We start from the raw sequence: 21,273 nt of genomic DNA, 5'->3' as shown, positions 1-21,273 counted from the left end.
ATGGCCCTCGACTTTCCCTTCCGCATCGACTCGCGCGGGCGCAGCGCCGAGGTGACGGGCGATGCGCATATCCGCGACATGATCGAGCAGGTGCTGTTCACCGTGCCGGGCGAACGGGTCAACCGCCCCGACTTCGGCTGCGGCCTGCTGCAGCTGGTGTTTGCGCCGAACAGCGATGCCCTGGCCGCCGCCCTGCAGATGACCGTGCAGGGCTCGCTGCAGCAATGGCTCGGCGAGCTGATCGAGGTCGAGGACGTGCGCGTGGAAAACCAGGACGCACGCCTGCAGGTAACGGTGCAGTACATCGTGCGGCGTGACCGCGAGCGGCAGCTGGCCAGCTTCGCCCGGAGGCTGCCATGAAGCGCCAGTTCCGTTCCGCCAAGCCGCACCGGGTCAACCTGCTGCGCCAGCTCGCCCCCGGCACGCTGAACGGCATCGACTACCTGGAGGTGATGTCCGCCGACCAGCGCAGCCTGCGGGTGGTGTTCGTCCACCCGCTGAGCGGCATTACCAAGGCCAACTGCCGCATCAGCGGCGGGGTGCGCATCAGCGGCATCGAGATCGACAGCCTGAGCATCAGCGGGCGCAACCTCAACCTCAAGGTGTCCCAGGCCGGCGACTTCTCCTGGTACCAGTTCGAGCTGATCGACCCGGCGCAGCCGGACAACGTGCCGAGCCAGTTCGACCCCTGCCTGTCGAGCATCCGCTTCAGCTTCAAGGCCCAGTGCCCCTCGGAGTTCGATTGCGGCGAGACGCACCAGTGCCCGCCGGCGCAGTTCGATGAGCCGCTGCTGGACTACCTGAGCAAGGACTACGCGAGCTTCCGCCGGCTGATGCTCGACCGCATGGGCCAGCTGATCCCCGGCTTTCGCGAGCGCAACCCGGCGGACTTCTCCGTGGCCCTGGTGGAGATGCTCGCCCATATCGGCGACCAGCTCAGCTACCAGCAGGACGCCGTGGCCACCGAGGCCTACCTGGGCACGGCGCGGCGGCGGGTGTCGCTGCGTCGCCATGCGCGCCTGCTCGACTACCCGATCCACGAGGGCTGCAACAGCCGGGTCTATGTGCACCTCAACGTCAAGCCGGGGGCCGACGGCCAGGTGCTGCAACGCCAGGCGGTGCTGCTGACCCGCGGCAGCGAGGTCGGGCCGGTGCTCAAGGCGGATATTCTCGAGCGCCTGCCGGACGGCGAGACCCAGGTATTCGAGAGCCTGCACGATCTGCCCCTGCACGCGGCGCACAACCGCATCCGCATCCACAACTGGGGTGACCCGGGCTTCTGCCTGGGCCGCGGCGAGGTGCAGGCGGCGCTGGTCGACAGCCCGGCGCTGAGCCTGAGTGCCGGCGCGCTGCTGATCTTCGAGGAAGTGCTGGGCCCGCCCGACCCCGACTCGGGCGAGTCCACTGAAGTCAACCTGCGCCACCGCCATGCGGTGCGCCTGCTGGCGGTGGAACCGGGCCACGATCCGCTGACCAATACCGATCTGCAGCTGGTGCGCTGGCATGTCGAGGACGCCTTGCCGTTCCCCCTGTGCGTCAGCGCCGAGTTCAAACTGGGCGGCGATACCGAGGTGCGCGAGATCGCCGTGGCCCGCGGCAACGTGCTGCTCGCCGACCACGGCCAGACCCTGCGCCATCAGCCGCTGGTGCCGGCGCAGGTTGGCAGTGGCAGCTACCGGCCCCGCCTGCTGGAGCCGGGCGTGGCCCAGGCCGAGGCCTATGACCACGAGGATGCGCTGGTCTGGTCGGCCGCCCGCAGCCTGCGCCAGGATCCGCGCCGGGCCTTGCCGGCCGGTTTCGCCCTGCTCGAAGACGATGCTGCGCCGGGCACCACGCCGTGGACGGCGCAGCGCGACCTGCTGGGCAGCGACCGCTTCTCCCGCGACCTGGTGCTGGAGAGCGAAGCCGACGGCCTGGTCTACCTGCGCTTCGGCGACAACCGCTACGGCCGCCAGCCGGAGCCGCAGAGCCGCCTGCTGGCCACCTACCGCATCGGTGGTGGCGCGGCCGGCAATGTCGGAGCACAGAGCATTACTCGCCTGGTCTGCGAGAACGTGGCCATCGCGCCCTTCGTCGAGTCGCTGAATAACCCGCTGGCGGCTCAGGGCGGCGCCGATGCCGAGAGCGCTGCGGCGATCAAGCTGTACGCGCCGGAGGCTTTCCGCAGTCAGGAGCGAGCGGTCACCGAGGCCGACTACGCACGGGTCGCCGAACTGCATCCGCAGGTACAGCGGGCGGCGGCGCGCCTGCGCTGGACCGGCAGCTGGTACAGCATGTACATCAGTCTCGACCGCAAGGGTGGCCTGGCCCTGGATGCCGACTTCCGCGCCGAGATGCTGCTGCACCTGGAGCGCTACCGCCTGGCCGGCTACGACCTCGACCTCAGCGAGCCGACCTACGCGCCGCTGGATATCGAACTGGAGGTCTGCGTGCTGCCCGGCTACCTGGCCGCGGCGGTCAAGCGGGCGCTGCTCGAACGGCTCGGCAGCGGCATCGACGAACTGGGCCGCAGCGGCTTCTTCCACCCCGACCACTTCAGCTTTGGCGAGGCACTGGCGCTGTCGCGGCTGATCGAGGCGGTGCAGGCGGTGACCGGCGTGGCCTCGCTCAAGGTGGTGCGCTTCCAGCGTTGGGGCAAGGTGGCCAACCAGGAGCTGCAGGACGGCCAGGTGCGGGTCGGCCCGTTGGAGGTGCTGCGCCTCGACAACGACCCCAACTTTCCGGAGAACGGCCGCCTGCAGCTGAGCATGTGCGGCGGCTTGTGAACAGCGAGGGATAGCCATGAGTACCAGTGACTGCGGCTGCTGCAGCGGGATCCAGGCACAGACGCCGGTGGACGGCAGCAACCCGCCGGGGCAGACCGAGCTGCGCTACCGGGTCGGCAGCCACGGGCGTTTCCGTGACAGCCTACTGGCCGCGCTGGCTCGCCAGCCGGCCCTGCAGGCGCTGACCACGCGCGCCGCCGATGACCCGGCGCTGGCCCTGCTGGATGCCTGGTCCGGGGTGCTCGACGTGCTCAGCTTCTACCAGGAGCGCATCATCAACGAGGGCTTCCTGCGCACCGCTAGCGAGCGCCGTTCGATCCTTGAGCTGGGCCGCGCCATCGGCTACGAGCTGCGCCCCGGGGTGGCCGCCTCGACCTTCCTCGCCTTCACCCTGGAGACGGCGCCCGGCGCGCCGGCCGAGAGCTTTATCGCCGCCGGCTGCAAGAGCCAGAGCGTGCCGGCCCAGGACGAGAAACCGCAGGTCTTCGAGACTCTCGAAGACCTGCAGGCGCGGGCCGCCTGGAACGCCCTGCAGGTGCTCAGCCAGGACGCGGTGCGGCCCTACTGGGGCGGTCGCACCATCTACCTGAAAGGGCAGAACACCCAGCTGCAGCCAGGCGACGCGCTGCTGGTGGTTGGTGAGGAGCGGCGCAAGACCCCGGGCAACGAGAACTGGGACTTCCGCCGGGTGCGGCGCCTGTTGCTGGTGCCGCCGGACGAGCCATCGGCAGATCCGCAGGCCGGCTATACGGTAGTCACCCTTGACCGCCCATTCGGCTCGGTGGCACCGCCGGTGCAGCCCAGCCAGGTCGAGCCGCGCTGCTATGCCCTGCGCAGCCGGGCGGCGTTGTTCGGCCAGGCGGCGCCGAACTGGAAAGCCATGCCGCGCAGCGTGCGCGCGGCCTACGCCGGGCTGGCGGAGAATGCCGAGGTGCCCTTTGCCACCTACCCGAACTGGCCCGACTTCAGCATCAGTGGCGTTTCCGGCAGCGGCAGTGCGCGCGGCCCGCAGATCCACCTCGACGGCAGTTACCCGAAGATGGTGGCGGGCAGCTGGGTGGTGCTGGCGGTGCCCGATTACGAGGAAGTCTACGAAGTGCTGGAAAACGCCGAGGACGCCCGGGTCGCTTTCACCCTTGGCGGCAAGGCCACGCGCCTGACCCTCAGCGGCGAGAACCTCAGCGACCAGTTCAACAGCCACCTGCGCGACACCGCGGTGTACGGCGAATCGGTGGAGCTGGCCTGGGCCAGCCGGCCCCGTTCCGGGCTGGTGGAAGGCAACCTGCTGCACTTGGCCAGCCTGCAGCCCGATCTCGAAGCGGGGCGCTGGCTGGCCCTGAGCGGCCTGAGCATCCCGGCGACGGCGGCGCACAAGAAGGTGCTGCAGCGCCTGCGCAAGGGCGACCACCTGGCCGCCGTGCAGATCGAGCGTGACGGCCGGCATGGGCGCATCAGCTTCGCCGACGGCAAGCGCTACGAGGTCGAGTTGCAGGCCGTCGCCGAGGTGGTGCGCATCCGTCGCAACGACAACCTCGACGGCCTTACCCGTCTGGAGCTGGAGAGCGCGCTGAGCCAGGTCTACCTGCCGGCGAGCCTGCGCATCAACGCCAATGTGGCGCCGGCCAGCCATGGCGACAGCCGGCAGATGCGCATCCAGGCCGAGATCCTCGGCAGCGGCGACGGCAGCAGTGCCTTCCAGCGCTTCCAGTTGCAGCAGAAGCCGCTCACCTATGTGTCTGCCGCCACCCCCAGCGGCACTGCCAGCAGCCTGCAGGTGTGGGTGGACGGCGTGCTCTGGCACGAGGCGCCGCAGATTACCGCCCTCGGCCCGCAGGACAGCGCCTACCTGCTGCGCCGCGCCGACGATGGCACGACCAGCGTGCAGTTCGGCGACGGCCAGACCGGACGCCGCCTGCCCAGCGGGCAGATGAACGTTGAGGCCAGCTACCGGGTCGGCATCGGTGTGGCCGGCAACCTGCCGGCCGGGCAGATCAGTCTGCTGCTCAATCGCCCGCTGGGCCTGAAGGACGTGCTCAACCCGGTACCGGCCAGCGGTGGGGCCGATCCGGAGAGTCGCGACCAGGCCCGGCGCAATGCACCGCTGACGGTGCTGGCGCTGGAACGCATCGTCTCCCTGCGCGACTTCGAAGACTTCGCCAGCGCCTTCGCCGGCATCGGCAAGGCCCAGGCCGTGTGGCTGTGGAATGGCGAGGGACGCCTGGTGCACCTGACGGTGATCGGTCTGGACGGTGCCGCCATCGCCAGTGATTCGGCGCTCTATCGCAACCTCGCCGCGGCCATCGACCAGGTGCGTCCGGCCCACCAGCCACTGCGCCTGGATGCCGGCGTGCGTCTGGGCTTCGGCCTCAGCGCCAAGCTGCGGGTGCAGGCCGATCACGTTGCCGAAACGGTGCTGGCAGCGGTGCGCGCGGCCCTGGCGGAGGCCTTCGGCTTTGCCGCGCGCGGCTATGGCCAGTCGCTCAGCGGCAGCGAGGTGGTGGCGGTGATGCAGGGCGTGGCCGGGGTCGAGCGGGTCGATCTCGACCAGTTGCGCCTGCATGGCGGCAACGGCGGCAGCGTCGCCGGCCCGGATGGGCGCCTGCGCGCCCGTGGCGCCCGCTGGGAAAACGGCCAGATCCGCCCGGCGCAGCTGCTGCTGGTCGACCTGGATGACGTGCTGATCGAGGAGCTGAGCGCATGAGCATCGACGCCGAATACCTGCTGGCGCGCCTGCCGGCCTTCTACCGCGAGCGCGATGCCGACCTCGGCGGGCCGCTGCGCGCCCTGCTGGAAGTACTGGCCGAGCAGGGCCAGTTGCTCGAAGCGGATATCGAGCAGCTCTACGACAACTGGTTCATCGAGACCTGCGACGACTGGCTGGTGCCCTATATCGGCGACCTGCTCGGTGTACGCGGCCTGCATGCGGTGAGCGGTACCGGCAGCTTCAGCCAGCGTGCCCTGGTGGCCAATACCCTGCGCCTGCGCCGGCGCAAGGGCACGGTGCCGGTGCTTGAGCAGCTGGCCTTCGACAGCAGCGGCTGGCGCGCACGGGCGGTGGAGTTCTTCGAGCTGCTCGGTACCACCCAGCAGGTCAACCACCGCCGCCTGCACAGCCTGCGCACCCCCGACCTGCGCCAGGCCGCGCGGCTGGAGCGCATAGACGGGCCGTTCGACTACAGCGCGCATACCGCCGAGGTGCGCCATCCCTCGGCCGGGCGCTACAACATCGCCAACCTCGGCCTCTACCTGTGGCGCCTGCAGGCCTACCCGGTGCAGCGCAGCCAGGCCTGCGCGATCGCCGGCATGGCCGGCTGCTACAGCTTCGACCCGCTCGGGCGCAGCTTCGTCGACGATCCCCTGCAGTGGGACGGCATGCTGTTCAACCGGCCGCGCAACGAGAGCGAGGTGACCCAGCTGGCGCAGCCGGTCAACGTACCGGAGCCCCTCTCGCGGCGCGTCCTGTACGACGAGCTGACGGCCCTGCGCCAGGCCTTGGCCGACGGCGGCAGCGGCCGCCTGGAGTACTTCGCCGCGGTGCAGAATGGCCCGGTGCTGCGCATCTGGCTGGATGGCGTGGCGGTGCCGGCGGAACATCTGCTGGTGTGCAACCTGACGGCGATTCCCGGCGTCAGCCCCGAGGCCTGGCGCCGTCCGCCGGCGTTTCTCGATGTGCTGCCCACGGCGGGCGGCCCGGCGCGGCGCTTTCCGCCGGCACCGCCGCAGTTCCTGGTGGGTTTCGATCCCGTGCTTGGGCGCATCAGCCTGCCCACCGGCAAGAGCGCGACCAGGGTCGAGGTGTCCTGGGCCTACGGCTTTCCTGGCGATGTTGGCGGCGGGCCCTACGACCGCCGGCCGGTGAGCGCCGAGGACGATGCGCGCCAGGGCCTGTTCGAGGCGGCCGACTTCCAGACCCTGCTCAACGTGCCGGGCGACTTCGCCAGCCTGGAGCTGGCCCTGCAGAGCCTGCAGGCCGGTGGCCGCTACCTGATCCGCCTGCTGGCGGACAGCACCGAGAGCATCACCAGCAGCCTCGACCTGCCGGACACCCTGGTCGCCATCGAGGCGGCCAACCAGCGCCGCCCGGTGCTCAGTGGCGACCTGCTGCTGCGCGGCAACGGCGATACCCGTCTGTTGCTCTCCGGCCTGCTGCTGGACGGCAAGCTGCGCCTGCAGGGCGACCTGCGCCAGGTCAGCCTGCGCCACTGCAGCCTGGTGCCGGCGCGCGGCGGCATCCACCACGAGAGCGCCAGCCAGGGGCGCATGCTGAGCATCGAGCTGACCCATTGCCTGTGCGGCGCGCTGCGCTGCGAAGGGGCCCTGGCTGCAGTGACGGCGCGCTACAGCGTGTTCGACAACCCGGCCGGGGAAGCTCTGGCGCTGCCCGATACCGGGCTCGAGCTGAACTGCTGCACGGTGTTCGGCGCTACCCGCAGCGGCGCCCTGACGGCCAGCAACAGCCTGTTCAGCGCGGCGCTGCTGACCACCCGCCGGCAGCAGGGCTGCGTGCGCTTCTGCTACGTGCCGGAGGGCTCGAAGACGCCACGCCGCTATCGCTGCCAGCCGGATCTGGCGATCCAGGGCAAGCCGGCGGCCAAGGCCAAGCTGGAGCGTATCCGCGTCAGCCCGACCTTCACCTCGACCACCTTCGGCCACCCGGCCTATGCCCAGCTGCGCCTGTCCTGTGCCGAGGACATCCGCAGCGGGGCCGAGGACGGCGCCGAAATGGGCGTGTGGAACCTGCTCCAGCAACCCCAGCGCGAGGCCAATCTGCGCCAGGCCCTGGATGAATACCTGCGCTTCGGCCTGGAGGCCGGGGTGATCTTTGTCAACTGACGGGCCAGTACTCCTACAAGACCCAGGACGACCACTATGAAAGCCGATCTCTCCCGTTCCACCGACCAGCCCGCCAAGCACTACCGCAGTGTGCGCATGCAGCAGGGGCGGGTACAGCTGGATGCCGACTGGAACGAACAGCAGGACATTCTCAACCGCCGCCTGGAAAGCGAAACCCGCGACAGCATCGGCAAGAGCGGTGCCCCCATCGACCTGGCCGGCTTCGGCCTGGCCGGTAACGGGCAGAACATCGACATTTCCGCCGGCCACCTGTACCTCGATGGTCTGCTCTGCGACAACCCGCTGGCATGCAAGCTGGTCGGCCAGCCCGACCTGCACAAGCGCATCACGCCGATCCTGGCGGCGGGGGCCAGCCTGCTGCCGTTGCCGCCGGCCGTGGTGGTGGCCAACAACAGCGAGCTGAGCAACATCCGCGTGTACGACGCCAACGGCGTGGCGCAGACGCCGGAGAACGGCATCTACCTCGGCTACCTGGAAGCCTGGCTGCGCCATGTCACCGCCCTGGAGGATGGCCTGATCCGCGAGGTGGCCCTGGGCGGGCCGGACAGCGCGACCCGCGACCAGCTGGTCTGGCAGGTCAAGCTGCTGCGGGTCGGCGCTGTCGGCGCCAACCTCAGCTGCCTGTCCGACATCGCCGCCTGGAACGAGCTGAGCAAGCCCGCCGAAGGCAAGCTGGCGGCCCGCGCCGAACCCGGCGTGCCGCCCAAGGATCCCTGCCTGCTGACCCCCGAGGCCGGCTACCAGCGCCTGGAAAACCAGCTGTATCGGGTCGAGGTGCACGACGACGGCGTGCCGTCCGGGCCGCGCCGCTTCAAGTGGTCGCGCGACAACGGCAGCATCCTCACCCGGGTCACCGGCTGGCTCGACGACCCGGTAGCGAACGAGATCGAGGTGGCCAGCATCGGCCGCGATGCCTATCTGGCGATCACCGCCGGCTGCTGGCTGGAAGTGTTCAACGACGATCACGAGGAAACCGGGCGCGCTGGCGCCCTGGTGCAGGTGCTGAAAACCGAGGGCAATCGCGTCACCCTCGACCTGGCCAGCGCCACGCCGGCACTGAGCGATGCGCTGTTCAGCCGCAACCCACGGGTACGTCGCTGGGATGGGGTAAAGAACCTCGAGGCGGTGGCGGCGAATGCCGGCGACAACCTCGGTTGGGTCGAGCTGGAAGATGGCGTGGAGGTGCGTTTTCTTACCGGCAAACTGCGCGTCGGCGACTACTGGACGATTCCCGCGCGTACCGCCACCGCCGATCTGGAGTGGCCCGAAGCAGGCGGCAAGCCGCTGTTCGTCGCGCCCCAGGGGGTGTTGCGCGCCTTCACCCGCCTGGCCCTGCTCAATTGCCAGAACGGCATCTGGACCAGCCTCAGCGATTGCCGCCAGCTGTTCCCGGCGCTGACCGAGCTGACCAACCTGCATTACGTCGGCGGTGATGGCCAGCAGGCCATGCCCAACCCGCTGGCGCCGCAGCGGGTGGCCCTGCCGGCACCGCTGCAGGTGGCGGTGTACAACGGCCAGTTCCCGGTGGTTGGCGCCCAGGTGCGCTTCAGCGCGCCGGCCGGCCTGCTGAGCAATGGCACGACCAGCCAGACCCTGGTGACCGATGCCAACGGTATTGCCAGCGTTGTCTGGTTTCTCGCCCCGGGCACGCAGAACCAGGGCTGCACCGCCGAGCTGCTGCTGGCCGGTGCGCCGGTGCCGGGCAAGTTCAACGAGATCCATTTTTCCGCCAGCCTGGCGGTGGCGACGGCGGTGGCCTACGACCCGAAAGACTGCGCCGACATGCAGGCTGAAGGCGTCAACACGGTGCAAAAGGCCCTGGATTCGCTGTGCCGGCGCAACCACGAGGGCGGTTGCTGCGTCACGGTGGGCGAGGAGGGCACCTTCCCCACCCTCGACCAGGCCGTGAGCGAGCTGATTGACCGTGGTGAGCGCGATATCTGCCTGTGCCTGCTGCCCGGCGAGCACCAGCTGGCGGATGACCTGCAGGCCGACGGCAAGGGTGAGGTCAGCCTGTTGATCCACGGTGCGGGTCCGGCCAGCCGCCTCAACGTCAAGGGCCAGTCGATTGTCTTCGAGCGTTTCCGCGGCCTGCTGCTGCGCGACTTCGATCTGTTCGGCGACGAGCAGTCGCCACTGGCCGTGCAGCTGTCCCGTTGCCAGCGCCTGAGCCTCAGCCACCTGGGTCTCGGCGGTCTCACGACGCCGGGCAACAGCCTGCTGCAGATCGGCGCCTGCAGCCTGGTCGAACTCAGCCGCCTGATGCTGGTGGCCCACGCGCCGAAGATTCCCGGTACCGGCCTGGGCGGAGGAGGCTCGCAGTTGAGCCAGCCCGGCTTCGCCCTGATGCTGGCCGATGCCAAGGGCGAGATAAGCCTGAGCGACAGCGCCATTAGCGGGCGGATTTCTCTGTATGGCGAGTCCGCCAGCAGCGAGATGCTGTCGGCCAGCCTGATCAAGCGCCTGGGAGGTGTGGCGCTGGAGGAGGAGCCCGGTCGGCTGTATCTGGGCAACAACCGCCTGGGCGAAATTCGTATGGGCGACGATCTGCTGGCAAAACTCAAGGCCATGGGCGATAGCACGGCCCAGGGTGAGATTCCCGGCTGCTTTGCCAGCCTGATCGCCAACGACAACGTGCTCGGCCCGCAGTCCAACCAGTGGCTGGCGGTGCGCGTGGCTCTGAGCCAGAACCGCCTGCGCCCGGGCCTGGACAACGCCGGCTTCGTGATTGCCAAGGAGGGCAAGTACCTGGGCAACTTCTGCAACGGCAATTGTCATCTGATTACCGCCGGCCACGCCATCGAGCAATTCGGCAACGGCCAGCTGTCGATCTCCTGAGTGCGTATTTCTGGTGTTCGTTTGTGTGATTTTTTGCTATTTTTGTCTCAAACGAACATCTGGAGGCAGTCATGAGTGCGCTCAGCAAGCCCGGCGTCGCCGCCGATGCTGTCCTGCTCAAGGCCCTGCTCAACACCCGTGAGCAACTGGGCCTGACCCAGCAGGAGCTGGCCGAGATAGTCGGGGTCAACCGCTCGGCCATCAGCCGCTGGGGCGATAGCGGCGGTTTGCGCCCGCAGAGCAAGACCGGCGAGCTGGCCCTGCTGCTGATCCGCATCTACCGCGCCCTGTTTGCCCTGTTCGGTGGCAACCTGGGCGACATGCGCCATTTCCTGCGTACCGAGAACCATCACCTGGCTGGCGTGCCGCTGCAGCAGATGGCCCAGGTGCAGGGGCTGGTGCGGGTGGTCGAGTATCTAGACGCCATTCGCGGCAAGGTGTGATCAACCCGGTTTTGTGGGCCGCCCGGCGGCCTTGAGCGAGCATCGATATGGATATCTGGCAGGCCTGCGCTGGCGCAGAGCAGATCACCCCGTTGCGCGGGCGCCTGGTGCGTCTGGTGGAAAGTCAGGAGCAGGTGGCCACCCTGCAGCTGGTCGATACCCTGGACGAGCAGGCCTTGCTCGAACAGTTGCTGGAGGCCAGCAAGCCGCCCTTGCCGCGCAGCGACGAGCCGCTGCACTACCTGCTGCACACGCCGTTCCGTTACCCGCCGCTGCGCTGGGGCTCGCGCTTCGGCCGCCGGCATGAGCCGAGCCTGTTCTATGCTGCCTGCCGTCTGGAGACGGCAATGGCGGAAACCGCCTTCTACCGCTTCGTGCTCTGGCATGGCATGGCCAAAGCGCCGCCGAGCGGGCGTATCCTCTCCGAGCATTCCTCCTTCGAGGCGCGCTACCAGGTCGAGCGCGGTATCCGTCTGCATCAGCCGCCGTTTGCCGAGTACCGCGAGCAGCTGACCCACCGCAGCGACTATCGCGCCACCCAGGCGCTGGGCAGCGCCATGCGCGAAGCCGGGGTGGAGGCCTTCGAGTTTCCCTCGGCGCGCTGCCCGTTGCAGGGCAACAATGTCGCCCTGTATGCCCCGCAGGCCTTCAGCGAGCGGCGCCCGCGTAACCTGCAGCCGTGGCTGTGTGAAACCACCGACAGCTATGTGGCCTTCAAGAATGCCCAGGGCCCGGATACGCCGCGGCTGTTCCCGCTGAGCCTGTTCCTGGTCGCAGGGACGCTGCCGCAGCCGGCCTGAAACCGGCGCGGCTCGCTACGCTGGTGATTATCCCCTGAGGTATCCGGAGCCCCGATGGAGCTGCATGTCGTCATCCATGGCCGCAAGGATCTCGCCGGCCAGCTTTACCGCCAACTGCGCGAAGCCATCGAGAGCGGACGCCTGGCGGCCGGCACGCGCCTGCCGCCGTCGCGTCTGCTGGCCGAGCAATTGGGCGTCTCGCGCAAGACCGTGTCCGACACCTATGCGCTGCTTACCTACGACAGCCTGCTGGTCGGCAAGGTGGGCAGCGGCACCTTCGTCAATGCCCATGTGGCGCGCCGCGACCCCACGCCCAGCACGCTGAGCCCGGCCAGTGCCGCGGCCATCGAACGCTGGCGGACGATTCCGCTGCCGCTGCGCCATCCACAGCTGGAAGTGTCGCTGCGCTGCGAGTTCATCGGCGGGGCGATCAGCAAGAACCTGTTTCCCCAGGACGAGTGGCGCCAGTGCAGCCAGTACGCCCTGCGCCAGATCGCCAAGGCCCGCGGCTTCTACAGCCAACCGGAGGGCCTGAGCGCCTTGCGCGCGGCGATTGCCCGCTACATCGCCTTCGCCCGTGGGGTGAACTGTCAGGGCGATGACCTGGTGGTGTGCAACGGCGCCCAGCAGGCCCTCGACCTGATCGCCCGGGTGCTGATCGAGCCCGGCTGCACGGTGGCCATGGAAGACCCCGGCTACACCCCGGCGCGCCTGCTGTTCGCCGCCCTCGGCGCGCAGGTGGTCGGCGTGCCGGTGGATGGCGACGGCATGCAGGTGGAACGGATTCCCGAGCAGGCGCGGCTGATCTACGTCACCCCCTCGCACCAGTTCCCGCTCGGCATGCCGATGAGCACGGTGCGCCGCGAGACGCTGCTGCAGCGTGCCCGACAGCTGGGGGCGATCATCATCGAAGACGACTACGACTGCGAGTTTCGCTACGAAGGGCGGCCCACCGACTCGCTGCAGAGCCTGGATACGGCTGGCGTGGTGGCTTATGTCGGCACCTTCTCCAAGACCCTGATGCCTGAGCTGCGCATCGGTTATGCGGTGCTGCCGCCGGCGCTGCGCAATGCGGTGATCAACGTCAAGCAGCTGACCGACTGGCACGTCTCGACCCTGCCGCAGTGGGCGCTGGCCAAGTTCATCAGCGAGGGTTATCTGCTCAAGCACATCCGCCGTTGCCACACGGTCTACGCGGCGCGCCGCGAGCGCATCCTGCAGCGCTTCCAGGGCGACCTGGCGCCCTGGTTCGAGATAGTCCCGGCCACCGCCGGCTTCCATATGGCGGCGCTGTGCCGGGTGCCGCTCAACCTGCCGCTGCTGATCGAGCTGAGCCGCAAGGTGGAGGTCGGCCTGTACCCGCTGGAGGCCTTCTACTACCAGGCCGAACCGCGTCGCGGGCTGATGATCGGCTTCGGCGCGATCGAGACCCTGGACATCGACCCGGCGCTGGATCGGGTGCGCGATATCCTCCGCGAAATCGCCTGAGGTATAACGCAACCGGCCTGCTAAGCAGGCCGGTAGGGGCGTGTAGGGCTTACTGCTGCAGCGGTACCAGCACCGGCTGCTGCTCGGTGCCGAGGATCCACACCAGCAGCGTGGCCGGCTGGCTGTTGCTGGCGTTCTTCGACACCAGGTGATGGGTGCCGGCCGGCTCGTACCAGGACTCGCCCGCTTTGTAGGTGACCGGCGCCTGGCCCTCGATCTGCGAGACGATGGCGCCCTGCAGCACATAGGCGATGGCGCTGCCGTCATGGCGGTGTGCCACGGTGGCCTGGCCGGGCGCGTATTCGACGCTGAGCATGGTGGCCTTCATGCCCGGGGCGTTGGTCATCAGGTGCTCCTGCAGCACGGTGAGTTTCTCGCCACTTTCATGGGCCTGGGCAGGCAGCTGGGCGAGCAGGGACAGGCCGGCCAGGATGGCGGCGAACAGGGAACGGGATGGCATGCTGGTGAACCTCGAAAAGTAGCCGTGAGTATCAGTGCCTCGCTGCGCTGATCCGGCGCGGTGTAGGGGGCGATGGCGAAGTCCTCGGTGACATGCGGCGGGGTGTCGACACTGAGATCCAGCTAGTCGATCTCCAGCTCCAGGCCGTTCTCGCCGAGCTGCTCGAGAAAGAACCGCGCCGTGCATGATGTTCAGGGGGCTGATTCCTCGTACGGCTCAGGCGCTGGGCATCTTGCGAAAGCCCACGGCCAGGCGGTTCCAGCTATTGATGGTGCTGATGGCCAGGCTCAGGTCGACCATTTCCTTGGCGCTGAACTGGCTGCTCAGCAGTTCGTAGTCGGCGTCCGGCGCATGGCTGTCGGCGACCAGGGTCAGGGCCTCGGTCCAGGCCAGGGCGGCGCGTTCGCGCGGGGTGAAGAAGGGCGCCTCGCGCCATACCGCCACGGCGTACAGGCGGCGTTCGGTCTCACCGGCTTTGCGCGCGTCGCTGCTGTGCATGTCGACGCAGAAGGCGCAGCCGTTGAGCTGCGAGGCGCGCAGCTTGACCAGCTCGAGCAGGGATTTTTCCAGCGGCAGCTTGGATACGGCGCCTTCCAGGGCCAGCATGGCCTTCAGGGCGTCAGGGGAGGCGGTGTAGAAATCGAGACGTGGCGTCATGGCACTATTCCTCGGTGGGTGACAGTGGGCATACGCTAAGCGGTGACGGCGGGCGGACAAATAACCAATTCCGCGGAAGATCGGCAGACCAATTCGCCCCGGGAGTTGACGTCGCGACGACGGGCGCAGAAGGTGGCGTCCAGTTGTTGCTCCTGCCGAGCAACGCCCCGATAGCGGAGAGCCCCGTGAGCCAGATCGACCCGCAACAGCGCCTGACCATCCTCGATGACCCGCAGGCCCAGGAATGCACGTTGTACCGCCCGGATGACAACGATCCGGATGCCGAGGAAGAGGATCTCGGCGATGCCCGCGTGCTCTTCGCCGGCCCCTTCGAGGCCCCGGTCGAGTGGGATGCCGCCGAGCGCGAAGAGTTCTTCGCCGACTGCGACCCGGCGCTGTTCGTGCGTGCCTACATCGAGTGCGAGGCCAAGCCCGGCAGCAAGGGCTACTTCGTCGCCGACATCGGCGACTACGTGGCGACCCTGCCCGGCCAGGGCGAGGTGCTGATGTACTACGTGCACGACTTCATCGAGGATGCCAGCGGCCGCCTGTTCGTCCTGCTGCGCGACGAAGAAGTACTGGACTGAAGCGGCGCCGATAAACGGTCGCCCCAGCTGTCGATCCCCGAGCCTGCCGCACGACTAACCATGGACTGGCCGGTGGCGGCCGCATGGGAGAGACAGCATGGCACAGCTCCAGAAAATCACCCCCTGCCTGTGGTTCGACGACCAGGGCGAGCAGGCGGCGCAGCTCTATGTGTCGCTGTTCGATGACGCGCGGATTAGCCACGTGAGCCGCTACAGCGAGGCCGGCCAGGAAGTGCACGGGCGCCCCGTGGGCTCGGCGATGACCGTGGAGTTCGAGTTGCAGGGGCAGCGCTTCATTGCCCTCAATGGCGGGCCGGCCTTCCGCTTCAGCGAAGCCGTCTCGCTGGTGATCGGCTGCGACGACCAGGCCGAGGTCGACCACTTCTGGCACGGCCTGGGCCCCGGTGGCGGTGGCCAGGCCCAGCAGTGTGGCTGGCTTAAGGATCGTTTTGGGTTGTCCTGGCAGGTGGTGCCGCGGGTACTTTACCGCCTGCTTGACGACCCCGAACCGGGCAAGGCACAGCGGGTGATGACCGCCCTGCTGCAGATGCACAAGCTGGATATCGCCGCCCTGCAACGGGCCGCCGCAGGTTGAACAAACGCCCGGAGAAATCCACGATTTTTTCGGCTCTCGGCTGCAGCCCTAGAGCCAGAAGGGGCGCGCCGTATTCGCCCTCAAACGGGGCGCCAGGCGGTGCGGCGGCGGGCACTTGTGCACAATTGCGAAGCAGCTTGTCAACCTCCTGTCACAAACCGGCGTAACTGCTTGATTCTCAGTGATGATTTTTTAAGTCAATGAAAAATATGAAGTTTTTTTATTGGTGAAAAATTCATCAGTTTGAGCCGGAGCCCCGTCCCATCGGAGATGAGGAGGTTTTCCAGCATGTTGTCCACGGAGTTATCCACAGCTTCTGTGGATTGTCCCGAGCGCTTGCTGCAGAGCGTGTTTCGCCGGATTTGGCAAGTCTTTACCCACGACAAAAAGCGAGTAGAGTGGCGCGCCCCGAAGCCAGCCAGCGCCTTCATGAAGTCCCGCGTTCTGCCCCTCGCCCTAGCCCCATCTGCACCAGCAAACCCGCGCATGCCCCTGCGTTTTGCTCTCTGGCTGCTCGATCGCCCCCGCCTGGGGCAGCACTCGAGCATCAAGCGCATTGCCGGACGCCTGCTCAAGCAGCCGGCGCGCCAGGGGGTGGTGCTGGCCCAGAGCCGCCTGGGCCTGCTGCTGTGCCGCGATTGCGGCAATACCCGCGACCGCCGCATCGGCGTGGAGCTGTTGCGCCAGGCCGGTCGCGCCGGCGACCTGAGGGCCCAGCTGGAGCTGGGGCGGCTGTACTGCCAGCCGCGCCAGCGCGAGCCGCAACTGGCTCGCCACTGGCTGGAGCAAGCGGCTGCCCAAGGCTCCCACGAGGCTGTGCGCCTGCTCGGACGTTTGCACAAAACGGCCTGATTGCCGCGTGCGGCGCTGGGTATACTGCCCGCCACCGCGAATCCGATAGCGAGCCCGCCCGTGCCTTTGCCCTTTGCCCTCGATCTTTCCAATCTGCTGCTCGGCCTGTTGCTGGGTGCCGCGCCGCTGGCCGCTTTGGTCTGGCAGCTGCAGCGCAAGCTGGCGGCGCAGGAGGCCGAGCGCCTGCTGCAGGACGAGCGTCTGAATACCAGTCGCCTGGCCCAGGAAGGCCTGTCGGCCCAGCTCGATGACAGTCTCGACGAGCTGCGTGAGCTGCAGCAACGCAGCGCCGGCCAGCAGGCCGAGCTGGCGGCCCTGCGCCGTGAAAGCGAGCTGCTCGGCCAGGAGCGCGACGGCGCGCGCAAGGCGGCTCAGGAGTGGGCGCGCGAGCGCGAGCAGAAGGAAGACCAGCTGCGCCAGCTGGAAAGCCAGCGCGCCAGCCTGGCCGCCGAGCTGCGCGAGCAGCAGGGCAGCCACCAGCAGCGCCTGAGCGATCTGCAGAATTCCCGTGATGAGCTGCGGGCGCAGTTCGCCGAGCTGGCCGGCAAGATTTTCGACGAGCGCGAACAGCGTTTCGCCGAAACCAGCCAGCAGCGCCTTGGCCAGTTGCTCGATCCGCTCAAGGAACGCATCCAGGCGTTCGAGAAACGGGTCGAGGAGAGCTACCAGAGCGAGGCGCGCGAACGCTTTTCCCTGGCCAAGGAGCTGGAGCGTCTGCAGCAGCTCAACCAGCGCCTGGGCGACGAGGCGACCAACCTGACCCGCGCCCTGAAAGGACAGAAGACCCAGGGCAACTGGGGCGAGCTGGTGCTGGAGCGGGTGCTGGAACATGCCGGCCTGGAGAAGGGCCGCGAGTACCAGACCCAGGTCAGCCTCAAGGGTGGCGATGGCGAGCGTTTCCAGCCCGACGTGCTGATCCAGTTGCCGGGCGACAAGCAGGTGGTGGTCGATGCCAAGGTCAGCCTCACCGCCTACCAGGCGCTGGTCGCCGCCGAAGACGACGAGACCCGCAGCACGGCGCTGAAGCAGCACGTGCTGAGCCTGCGCAGCCACCTCAAGGGCCTCTCGGTGAAGGATTACCAGCGCCTGGAAGGCCTGCACAGCCTGGACTTCGTGCTGCTCTTCGTGCCCATCGAGGCGGCCTTCGCCGCCGCGCTGCAGGCCGATCCGGGGCTGTTCCAGGAAGCCTTCGAGCAGCACATCGTGATCGTCAGCCCGACCACTTTGCTGGCCACCCTGCGGGTGATCGACAGCCTCTGGCGCCAGGAGCGGCAGAGCCAGAACGCCCGCGACATCGCCGAGCGTGCTGGCCAGCTGTACGACAAGTTCGTCGCCTTTATCGGCGACCTGGACGAAGTCGGCAGCCGTCTCAAGCAGCTGGACAAGGCCTACGACGCGGCGCGCAACAAGCTCTGCGAAGGCCGCGGCAACCTGATCAACCGGGTCGAGAACCTCAAGCTGCTCGGTGCCCGCGCCAGCAAGAGCCTGCCGGCGGATCTGCTGGAGCGCGCCGCCGGCATGCCGCTGCTGGACGACAGCGGCGAGTAGGACAACGTCCTACCAGGGCAGCACCTGCTGCTGGTAGTCGATGAAGTGGCAGCCGCCTTGCCCGGCATAGTGGGCGATGCTGCGCTGCAGGCCGGCCGCACTGTCGGCCACTTCCAGTGGCGCCTGGTCGCCGCCCATGGCGGTTCTGACCCAGCCTGGGTGCAGGGCCAGCAGGGTCGCCGCCGGTGAATCCGTGGCCTGGCTCCAGCTGCGGATCAGGCTGTTGAGTGCAGCCTTGCTGGCGCCATACAGCGGCATCTGCGCGGCGCGCGCCAGCTCCACGCTGGCCATCTGCGAACTCATGAAGGCGATCACGCCGCCACTGCCGACCCGCGGTGCCAGCTGCCGCGCCAGGCGTAGCGGGGCGATGGCGTTGCTGAGAAACAGCTCGTTGATCTCGTGCGTACTGGCCTGCGCGATATCCTGATGGGTAGGGCCGTAGACCCCGGCATTGAGGATCACGGCGTCCAGCGCTGGGGCAGCGAGCTGGGCGAGGATACGGGCGCCGGCCTCGGTGTCATTCAGGTTGCAGACGATCAGTTGCAGGTGCTCGGCGAAGCGGGCCTGCAGCTGGCGCAGCTCGGCCGAGTCGGGGTTGCGCACCACGGCGTGTACCTGCGCACCGGCATTCAGGTAGGTCTCGGCGAGACCCAGGCCGATGCCGCGCGAGGCACCGGTAATCAGGATGTTCTGCATCTGGGTAATGACTCCGCAATGAAAACCGGCACCCTCAGGTGCCGGTAGGTGTTGCCGTGGTTACAGGCGCGGGTAGTCGAGGTAGCCGACCGGGCCCTTGCCGTAGAACAGCTCGGGGCGCGGCTCGTTGAGCGGGGCGTCCTGGGCCAGGCGCTCGACCAGGTCGGGGTTGGCGATGAAGGGGATGCCGAAGGCCACCGCATCGGCCTTGCCGTCGGCCAGCCAGGTGTTGGCCTGGGCCTTGGTGAAGCGCTCGTTGGCGATCACCAGGCCGCCGAACTGCTCCTTGATGTAAGGCGTCAGGCTGTCGTCGCCTTCCTTCTCGCGGGTGCAGATGAAGGCCACGCCACGTTTGCCCAGCTCGCGGGCGACATAGCCGAAGGTTTCGCGCGGGTTGCTGTCGCCCATGTCGTGGGAGTCGCGGCGCGGTGCCAGGTGCACGCCAACGCGGCCGGCGCCCCAGACTTCGATGGCGGCATCGGTGACTTCCAGCAGCAGGCGCGCACGGTTCTCGATGCTGCCACCGTACTGATCCTGGCGCTGGTTGGTGCTGTCCTGGAGGAACTGGTCGAGCAGGTAGCCGTTGGCGCCGTGGATTTCCACACCGTCGAAACCGGCGGCCTTGGCGTTCTCCGCGCCGTGGCGGTAGGCCTCGACGATATCGGCGATTTCTTCGGTTTCCAGGGCGCGCGGGGTGACGAATTCCTTGATCGGGCGCACCAGGCTGACATGCCCGGCCGGTTTGATCGCGCTCGGCGCCACCGGCAGCTCACCGTTGAGGTACAGCGGGTCGGAAACCCGGCCGACGTGCCACAGCTGCAGGAAGATGCGCCCGCCGTTGGCATGCACGGCGCGGGTCACGTTGAGCCAGCCACGTACCTGGTCTTCCGACCAGATGCCGGGGGTGTCCGGGTAGCCGACGCCCATCGGGGTGACCGATGTGGCCTCGCTGAGGATCAGCCCGGCCGAGGCGCGCTGCACGTAGTACTCGGCCATCAGGGCGTTGGGAATGCGCCCGTCGTCGGCCCGGCAGCGGGTCAGCGGGGCCATGATGATGCGGTTCGGCAGTTGCAGGTCGCCGACCTGGATGGGATCGAAAAGCGTAGTCATGGTGAGGCTCCTTGGATCAGTCGAGGGCAGCTTCGGCCACGCTGGATGCGTTGCCGATGGAGAAGGTGAGCAGGGCGGCGAGCAGGCCCAGGGCGGCCAGGCCAGCAGCGGCCAGCGGTACGCTGGTGAGGCCCAGGCCCTGGCTGATGACCAGGCCGCCAACCCAGGCGCCGAGGGCGTTGCCCAGGTTGAAGGCGCCGATGTTGAGGGTGGATACCAGGTTCGGTGCGGCCTGGCCGAAGGTCATCACGTTGACCTGCAGCGCCGGTACGGCGGCGAAGGCGGTGGCGGCCCACAGCAGCAGGGTGATTTCCGCCGGGATCAGGTAGTGGCTGAGCCAGCTGAACAGGGTCGAGAGCACGGCCAGGGCAGCGAGGATGCCGCACAGCGAGGTGCTCAGGCGCCAGTCGGCCAGCTTGCCGCCGATGATGTTGCCGAGGGTCAGGCCGACGCCGATCAGCAGCAGCGTCCAGGTCACGCCACGCGGCGACACGCCGGTGACTTCGCCGAGCAGCGGAGCGATGTAGGTGAACAGGGCGAACACGGCGGCGGAGAACAGCACGGTGGTGCTCAGCGCCAGCCAGAACCCGGCACCGCGCAGGGCTGCCAGTTCGCTGCGCAGATCGGCCGGTTGCTCATCGCGCTTGGCCGGCAGCAGGCGCCACAGGCCGATGAAGGCGAATACGCCGATCAGGGTCACGGCCCAGAAGGTCGAACGCCAGCCGGCGGCCTGGCCCAGGGCGGTACCCAGCGGTACGCCGAGCACGTTGGCCAGGGTCAGGCCGGTGAACATCAGGGCCACAGCCGAGGCTTTGCGGTTTTCCGGCACCAGGCTGGCGGCGACCACCGAGCCGATGCCGAAGAAGGCGCCGTGGCAGAGGGCGGTGACCACCCGGGCGACCATCAGCAGCTCGTAGTCGCTGGCCGTGGCGCACAGCAGGTTGCCGATGATGAAAATGCCCATCAGGCCGAGCAGGGCGGCCTTGCGCGGCCAGTTGGAGGTAACCAGGGCCATGAAGGGTGCGCCGATGGCCACGCCCAGGGCGTAACCGGTCACCAGCCAGCCGGCGCCGGGAATGCTCACGCCGAGGTCGGCAGCGACATTCGGCAGCAGGCCCATGATGACGAATTCCGTGGTGCCGATGGCAAAGGCCGAGAGGGCGAGGACTAGCAAGGGAAGTGGCATCGGGCCTACTCCTGAAAAAGTGTGGGCAAAGGGCTGCCGGCGCCGCCAAAAGGCAGCGTTGTCAGGCAGGTACGACTTTAAAGTTGCGCGTTGAAGGCTTTCAGGAAGGCCTGAATGACCTCTTCATTGCGCGAGAAAAAACTCCACTGACCGATCTTGCGACTGCCGATCAGGCCGGCCCGCTGCAGGGTGGCGAGGTGGGCCGACACGCTCGACTGCGACAGGCCGCAGCGTTCGAACTTGCCGGCGCATACGCCGAATTCCAGCGGGTGTTCCTGGTCGGCGAAATGCTTCTCCGGCTCCTTCAGCCATTGCAGGATTTCGCGGCGCACCGGGTGAGCCAGGGCCTTGATGATTTCGTCGAAGTCGAGTTCGGTGGTCATGTCAGATACGA

The 21,273-nt window shown here is 68.0% G+C and carries 18 protein-coding genes; 12 read left to right on the top strand and 6 right to left on the bottom strand.

The genetic code is table 11. From position 1 onward, the window contains the following. The 8 genes from A9179_RS15760 to pdxR all read left to right on the top strand — a co-directional run bounded on the left by A9179_RS15760 (position 1) and on the right by pdxR (position 13,188). The gene (locus tag A9179_RS15760) at positions 1-360 is read left to right on the top strand and encodes a GPW/gp25 family protein (RefSeq protein ID WP_187807165.1); all 360 of its coding nucleotides are present in this window, start codon (positions 1-3) and stop codon (positions 358-360) included. After that, positions 357-2,765 (top strand): baseplate J/gp47 family protein, encoded by a 2,409-nt coding sequence (locus A9179_RS15755; RefSeq protein ID WP_187807164.1) that lies wholly within the window; start codon positions 357-359, stop codon positions 2,763-2,765. The genes A9179_RS15760 and A9179_RS15755 overlap by 4 nt, the downstream gene beginning before the upstream one ends. Positions 2,766-2,781: 16 nt before the next feature. Next, a complete protein-coding gene (locus A9179_RS15750; RefSeq protein WP_187807163.1) occupies positions 2,782-5,466 on the top strand; it encodes a putative baseplate assembly protein in 2,685 nt (894 codons plus the stop codon). Further along, positions 5,463-7,598 (top strand): hypothetical protein, encoded by a 2,136-nt coding sequence (locus A9179_RS15745; protein WP_187807162.1) that lies wholly within the window; start codon positions 5,463-5,465, stop codon positions 7,596-7,598. The genes A9179_RS15750 and A9179_RS15745 overlap by 4 nt, the downstream gene beginning before the upstream one ends. 36 nt (positions 7,599-7,634) lie before the next feature. Then, positions 7,635-10,457, top strand: coding sequence for an Ig-like domain-containing protein (locus A9179_RS15740; protein WP_187807161.1), 2,823 nt, complete (start codon positions 7,635-7,637; stop codon positions 10,455-10,457). 71 nt (positions 10,458-10,528) lie between these two features. Next, positions 10,529-10,900: an XRE family transcriptional regulator gene (locus A9179_RS15735; protein WP_187807160.1), complete on the top strand. Its 372-nt coding sequence runs from the start codon at positions 10,529-10,531 to the stop codon at positions 10,898-10,900. A gap of 47 nt (positions 10,901-10,947) precedes the next feature. Continuing rightward, positions 10,948-11,700, top strand: coding sequence for an RES family NAD+ phosphorylase (locus A9179_RS15730; RefSeq protein ID WP_187807159.1), 753 nt, complete (start codon positions 10,948-10,950; stop codon positions 11,698-11,700). A 54-nt stretch (positions 11,701-11,754) separates the two neighbouring features. Continuing rightward, the gene (gene pdxR, locus A9179_RS15725) at positions 11,755-13,188 is read left to right on the top strand and encodes a MocR-like pyridoxine biosynthesis transcription factor PdxR (RefSeq protein ID WP_187807158.1); all 1,434 of its coding nucleotides are present in this window, start codon (positions 11,755-11,757) and stop codon (positions 13,186-13,188) included. Positions 13,189-13,237: 49 nt separating this feature from the next. Here the strand turns inward: pdxR and A9179_RS15720 are convergent, their stop codons facing one another. Together A9179_RS15720 and A9179_RS15715 are read right to left on the bottom strand one after the other, a co-directional pair. Next, positions 13,238-13,648 (bottom strand): cupin domain-containing protein, encoded by a 411-nt coding sequence (locus A9179_RS15720; RefSeq protein ID WP_187807157.1) that lies wholly within the window; start codon positions 13,646-13,648, stop codon positions 13,238-13,240. Between the two features lie 216 nt (positions 13,649-13,864). After that, positions 13,865-14,305 carry a carboxymuconolactone decarboxylase family protein gene (locus A9179_RS15715; RefSeq protein ID WP_187807156.1) on the bottom strand — a complete coding sequence of 147 codons (441 nt, stop codon included), beginning with the start codon at positions 14,303-14,305 and terminating at the stop codon, positions 13,865-13,867. 185 nt (positions 14,306-14,490) lie between these two features. Between A9179_RS15715 and A9179_RS15710 the strand changes: the two genes are divergently transcribed. The 4 genes from A9179_RS15710 to A9179_RS15695 all read left to right on the top strand — a co-directional run bounded on the left by A9179_RS15710 (position 14,491) and on the right by A9179_RS15695 (position 17,887). After that, complete coding sequence (locus tag A9179_RS15710) at positions 14,491-14,892, top strand: hypothetical protein (RefSeq protein ID WP_187807155.1); 402 nt, start codon at positions 14,491-14,493, stop codon at positions 14,890-14,892. Between the two features lie 97 nt (positions 14,893-14,989). After that, entirely contained in the window at positions 14,990-15,487 is a 498-nt protein-coding gene (locus A9179_RS15705; protein ID WP_187807154.1) for a VOC family protein, read from the top strand. A gap of 486 nt (positions 15,488-15,973) precedes the next feature. Beyond that, on the top strand, positions 15,974-16,339 hold the full coding sequence (locus A9179_RS15700; protein WP_262410605.1) for a tetratricopeptide repeat protein: 366 nt from the start codon (positions 15,974-15,976) through the stop codon (positions 16,337-16,339). A 66-nt stretch (positions 16,340-16,405) separates the two neighbouring features. Continuing rightward, positions 16,406-17,887 (top strand): DNA recombination protein RmuC, encoded by a 1,482-nt coding sequence (locus A9179_RS15695; RefSeq protein ID WP_394354766.1) that lies wholly within the window; start codon positions 16,406-16,408, stop codon positions 17,885-17,887. 9 nt (positions 17,888-17,896) lie between these two features. On the opposite strand, the gene A9179_RS15690 is transcribed toward A9179_RS15695, so the two are convergent. The 4 genes from A9179_RS15690 to A9179_RS15675 form a co-directional block, all read right to left on the bottom strand. Further along, positions 17,897-18,583, bottom strand: a complete 687-nt coding sequence (locus A9179_RS15690) for an SDR family oxidoreductase (RefSeq protein WP_187807152.1) — start codon at positions 18,581-18,583, stop codon at positions 17,897-17,899. 60 nt (positions 18,584-18,643) lie between these two features. Beyond that, a complete protein-coding gene (locus tag A9179_RS15685; protein ID WP_187807151.1) occupies positions 18,644-19,693 on the bottom strand; it encodes an alkene reductase in 1,050 nt (349 codons plus the stop codon). Positions 19,694-19,709: 16 nt separating this feature from the next. Next, complete coding sequence (locus A9179_RS15680; RefSeq protein ID WP_187807150.1) at positions 19,710-20,879, bottom strand: MFS transporter; 1,170 nt, start codon at positions 20,877-20,879, stop codon at positions 19,710-19,712. Between the two features lie 77 nt (positions 20,880-20,956). Continuing rightward, positions 20,957-21,262: an ArsR/SmtB family transcription factor gene (locus A9179_RS15675; RefSeq protein WP_187807149.1), complete on the bottom strand. Its 306-nt coding sequence runs from the start codon at positions 21,260-21,262 to the stop codon at positions 20,957-20,959. Between the last annotated feature and the right edge of the window lie 11 nt (positions 21,263-21,273).

Origin of the sequence: Pseudomonas alcaligenes (assembly GCF_014490745.1) — a bacterium.
Taxonomy (GTDB): domain Bacteria; phylum Pseudomonadota; class Gammaproteobacteria; order Pseudomonadales; family Pseudomonadaceae; genus Aquipseudomonas; species Aquipseudomonas alcaligenes_C.
The sequence above is the reverse complement of the archived record's forward strand: the minus strand, read 5'-3'. Positions and strand labels throughout refer to the sequence as shown.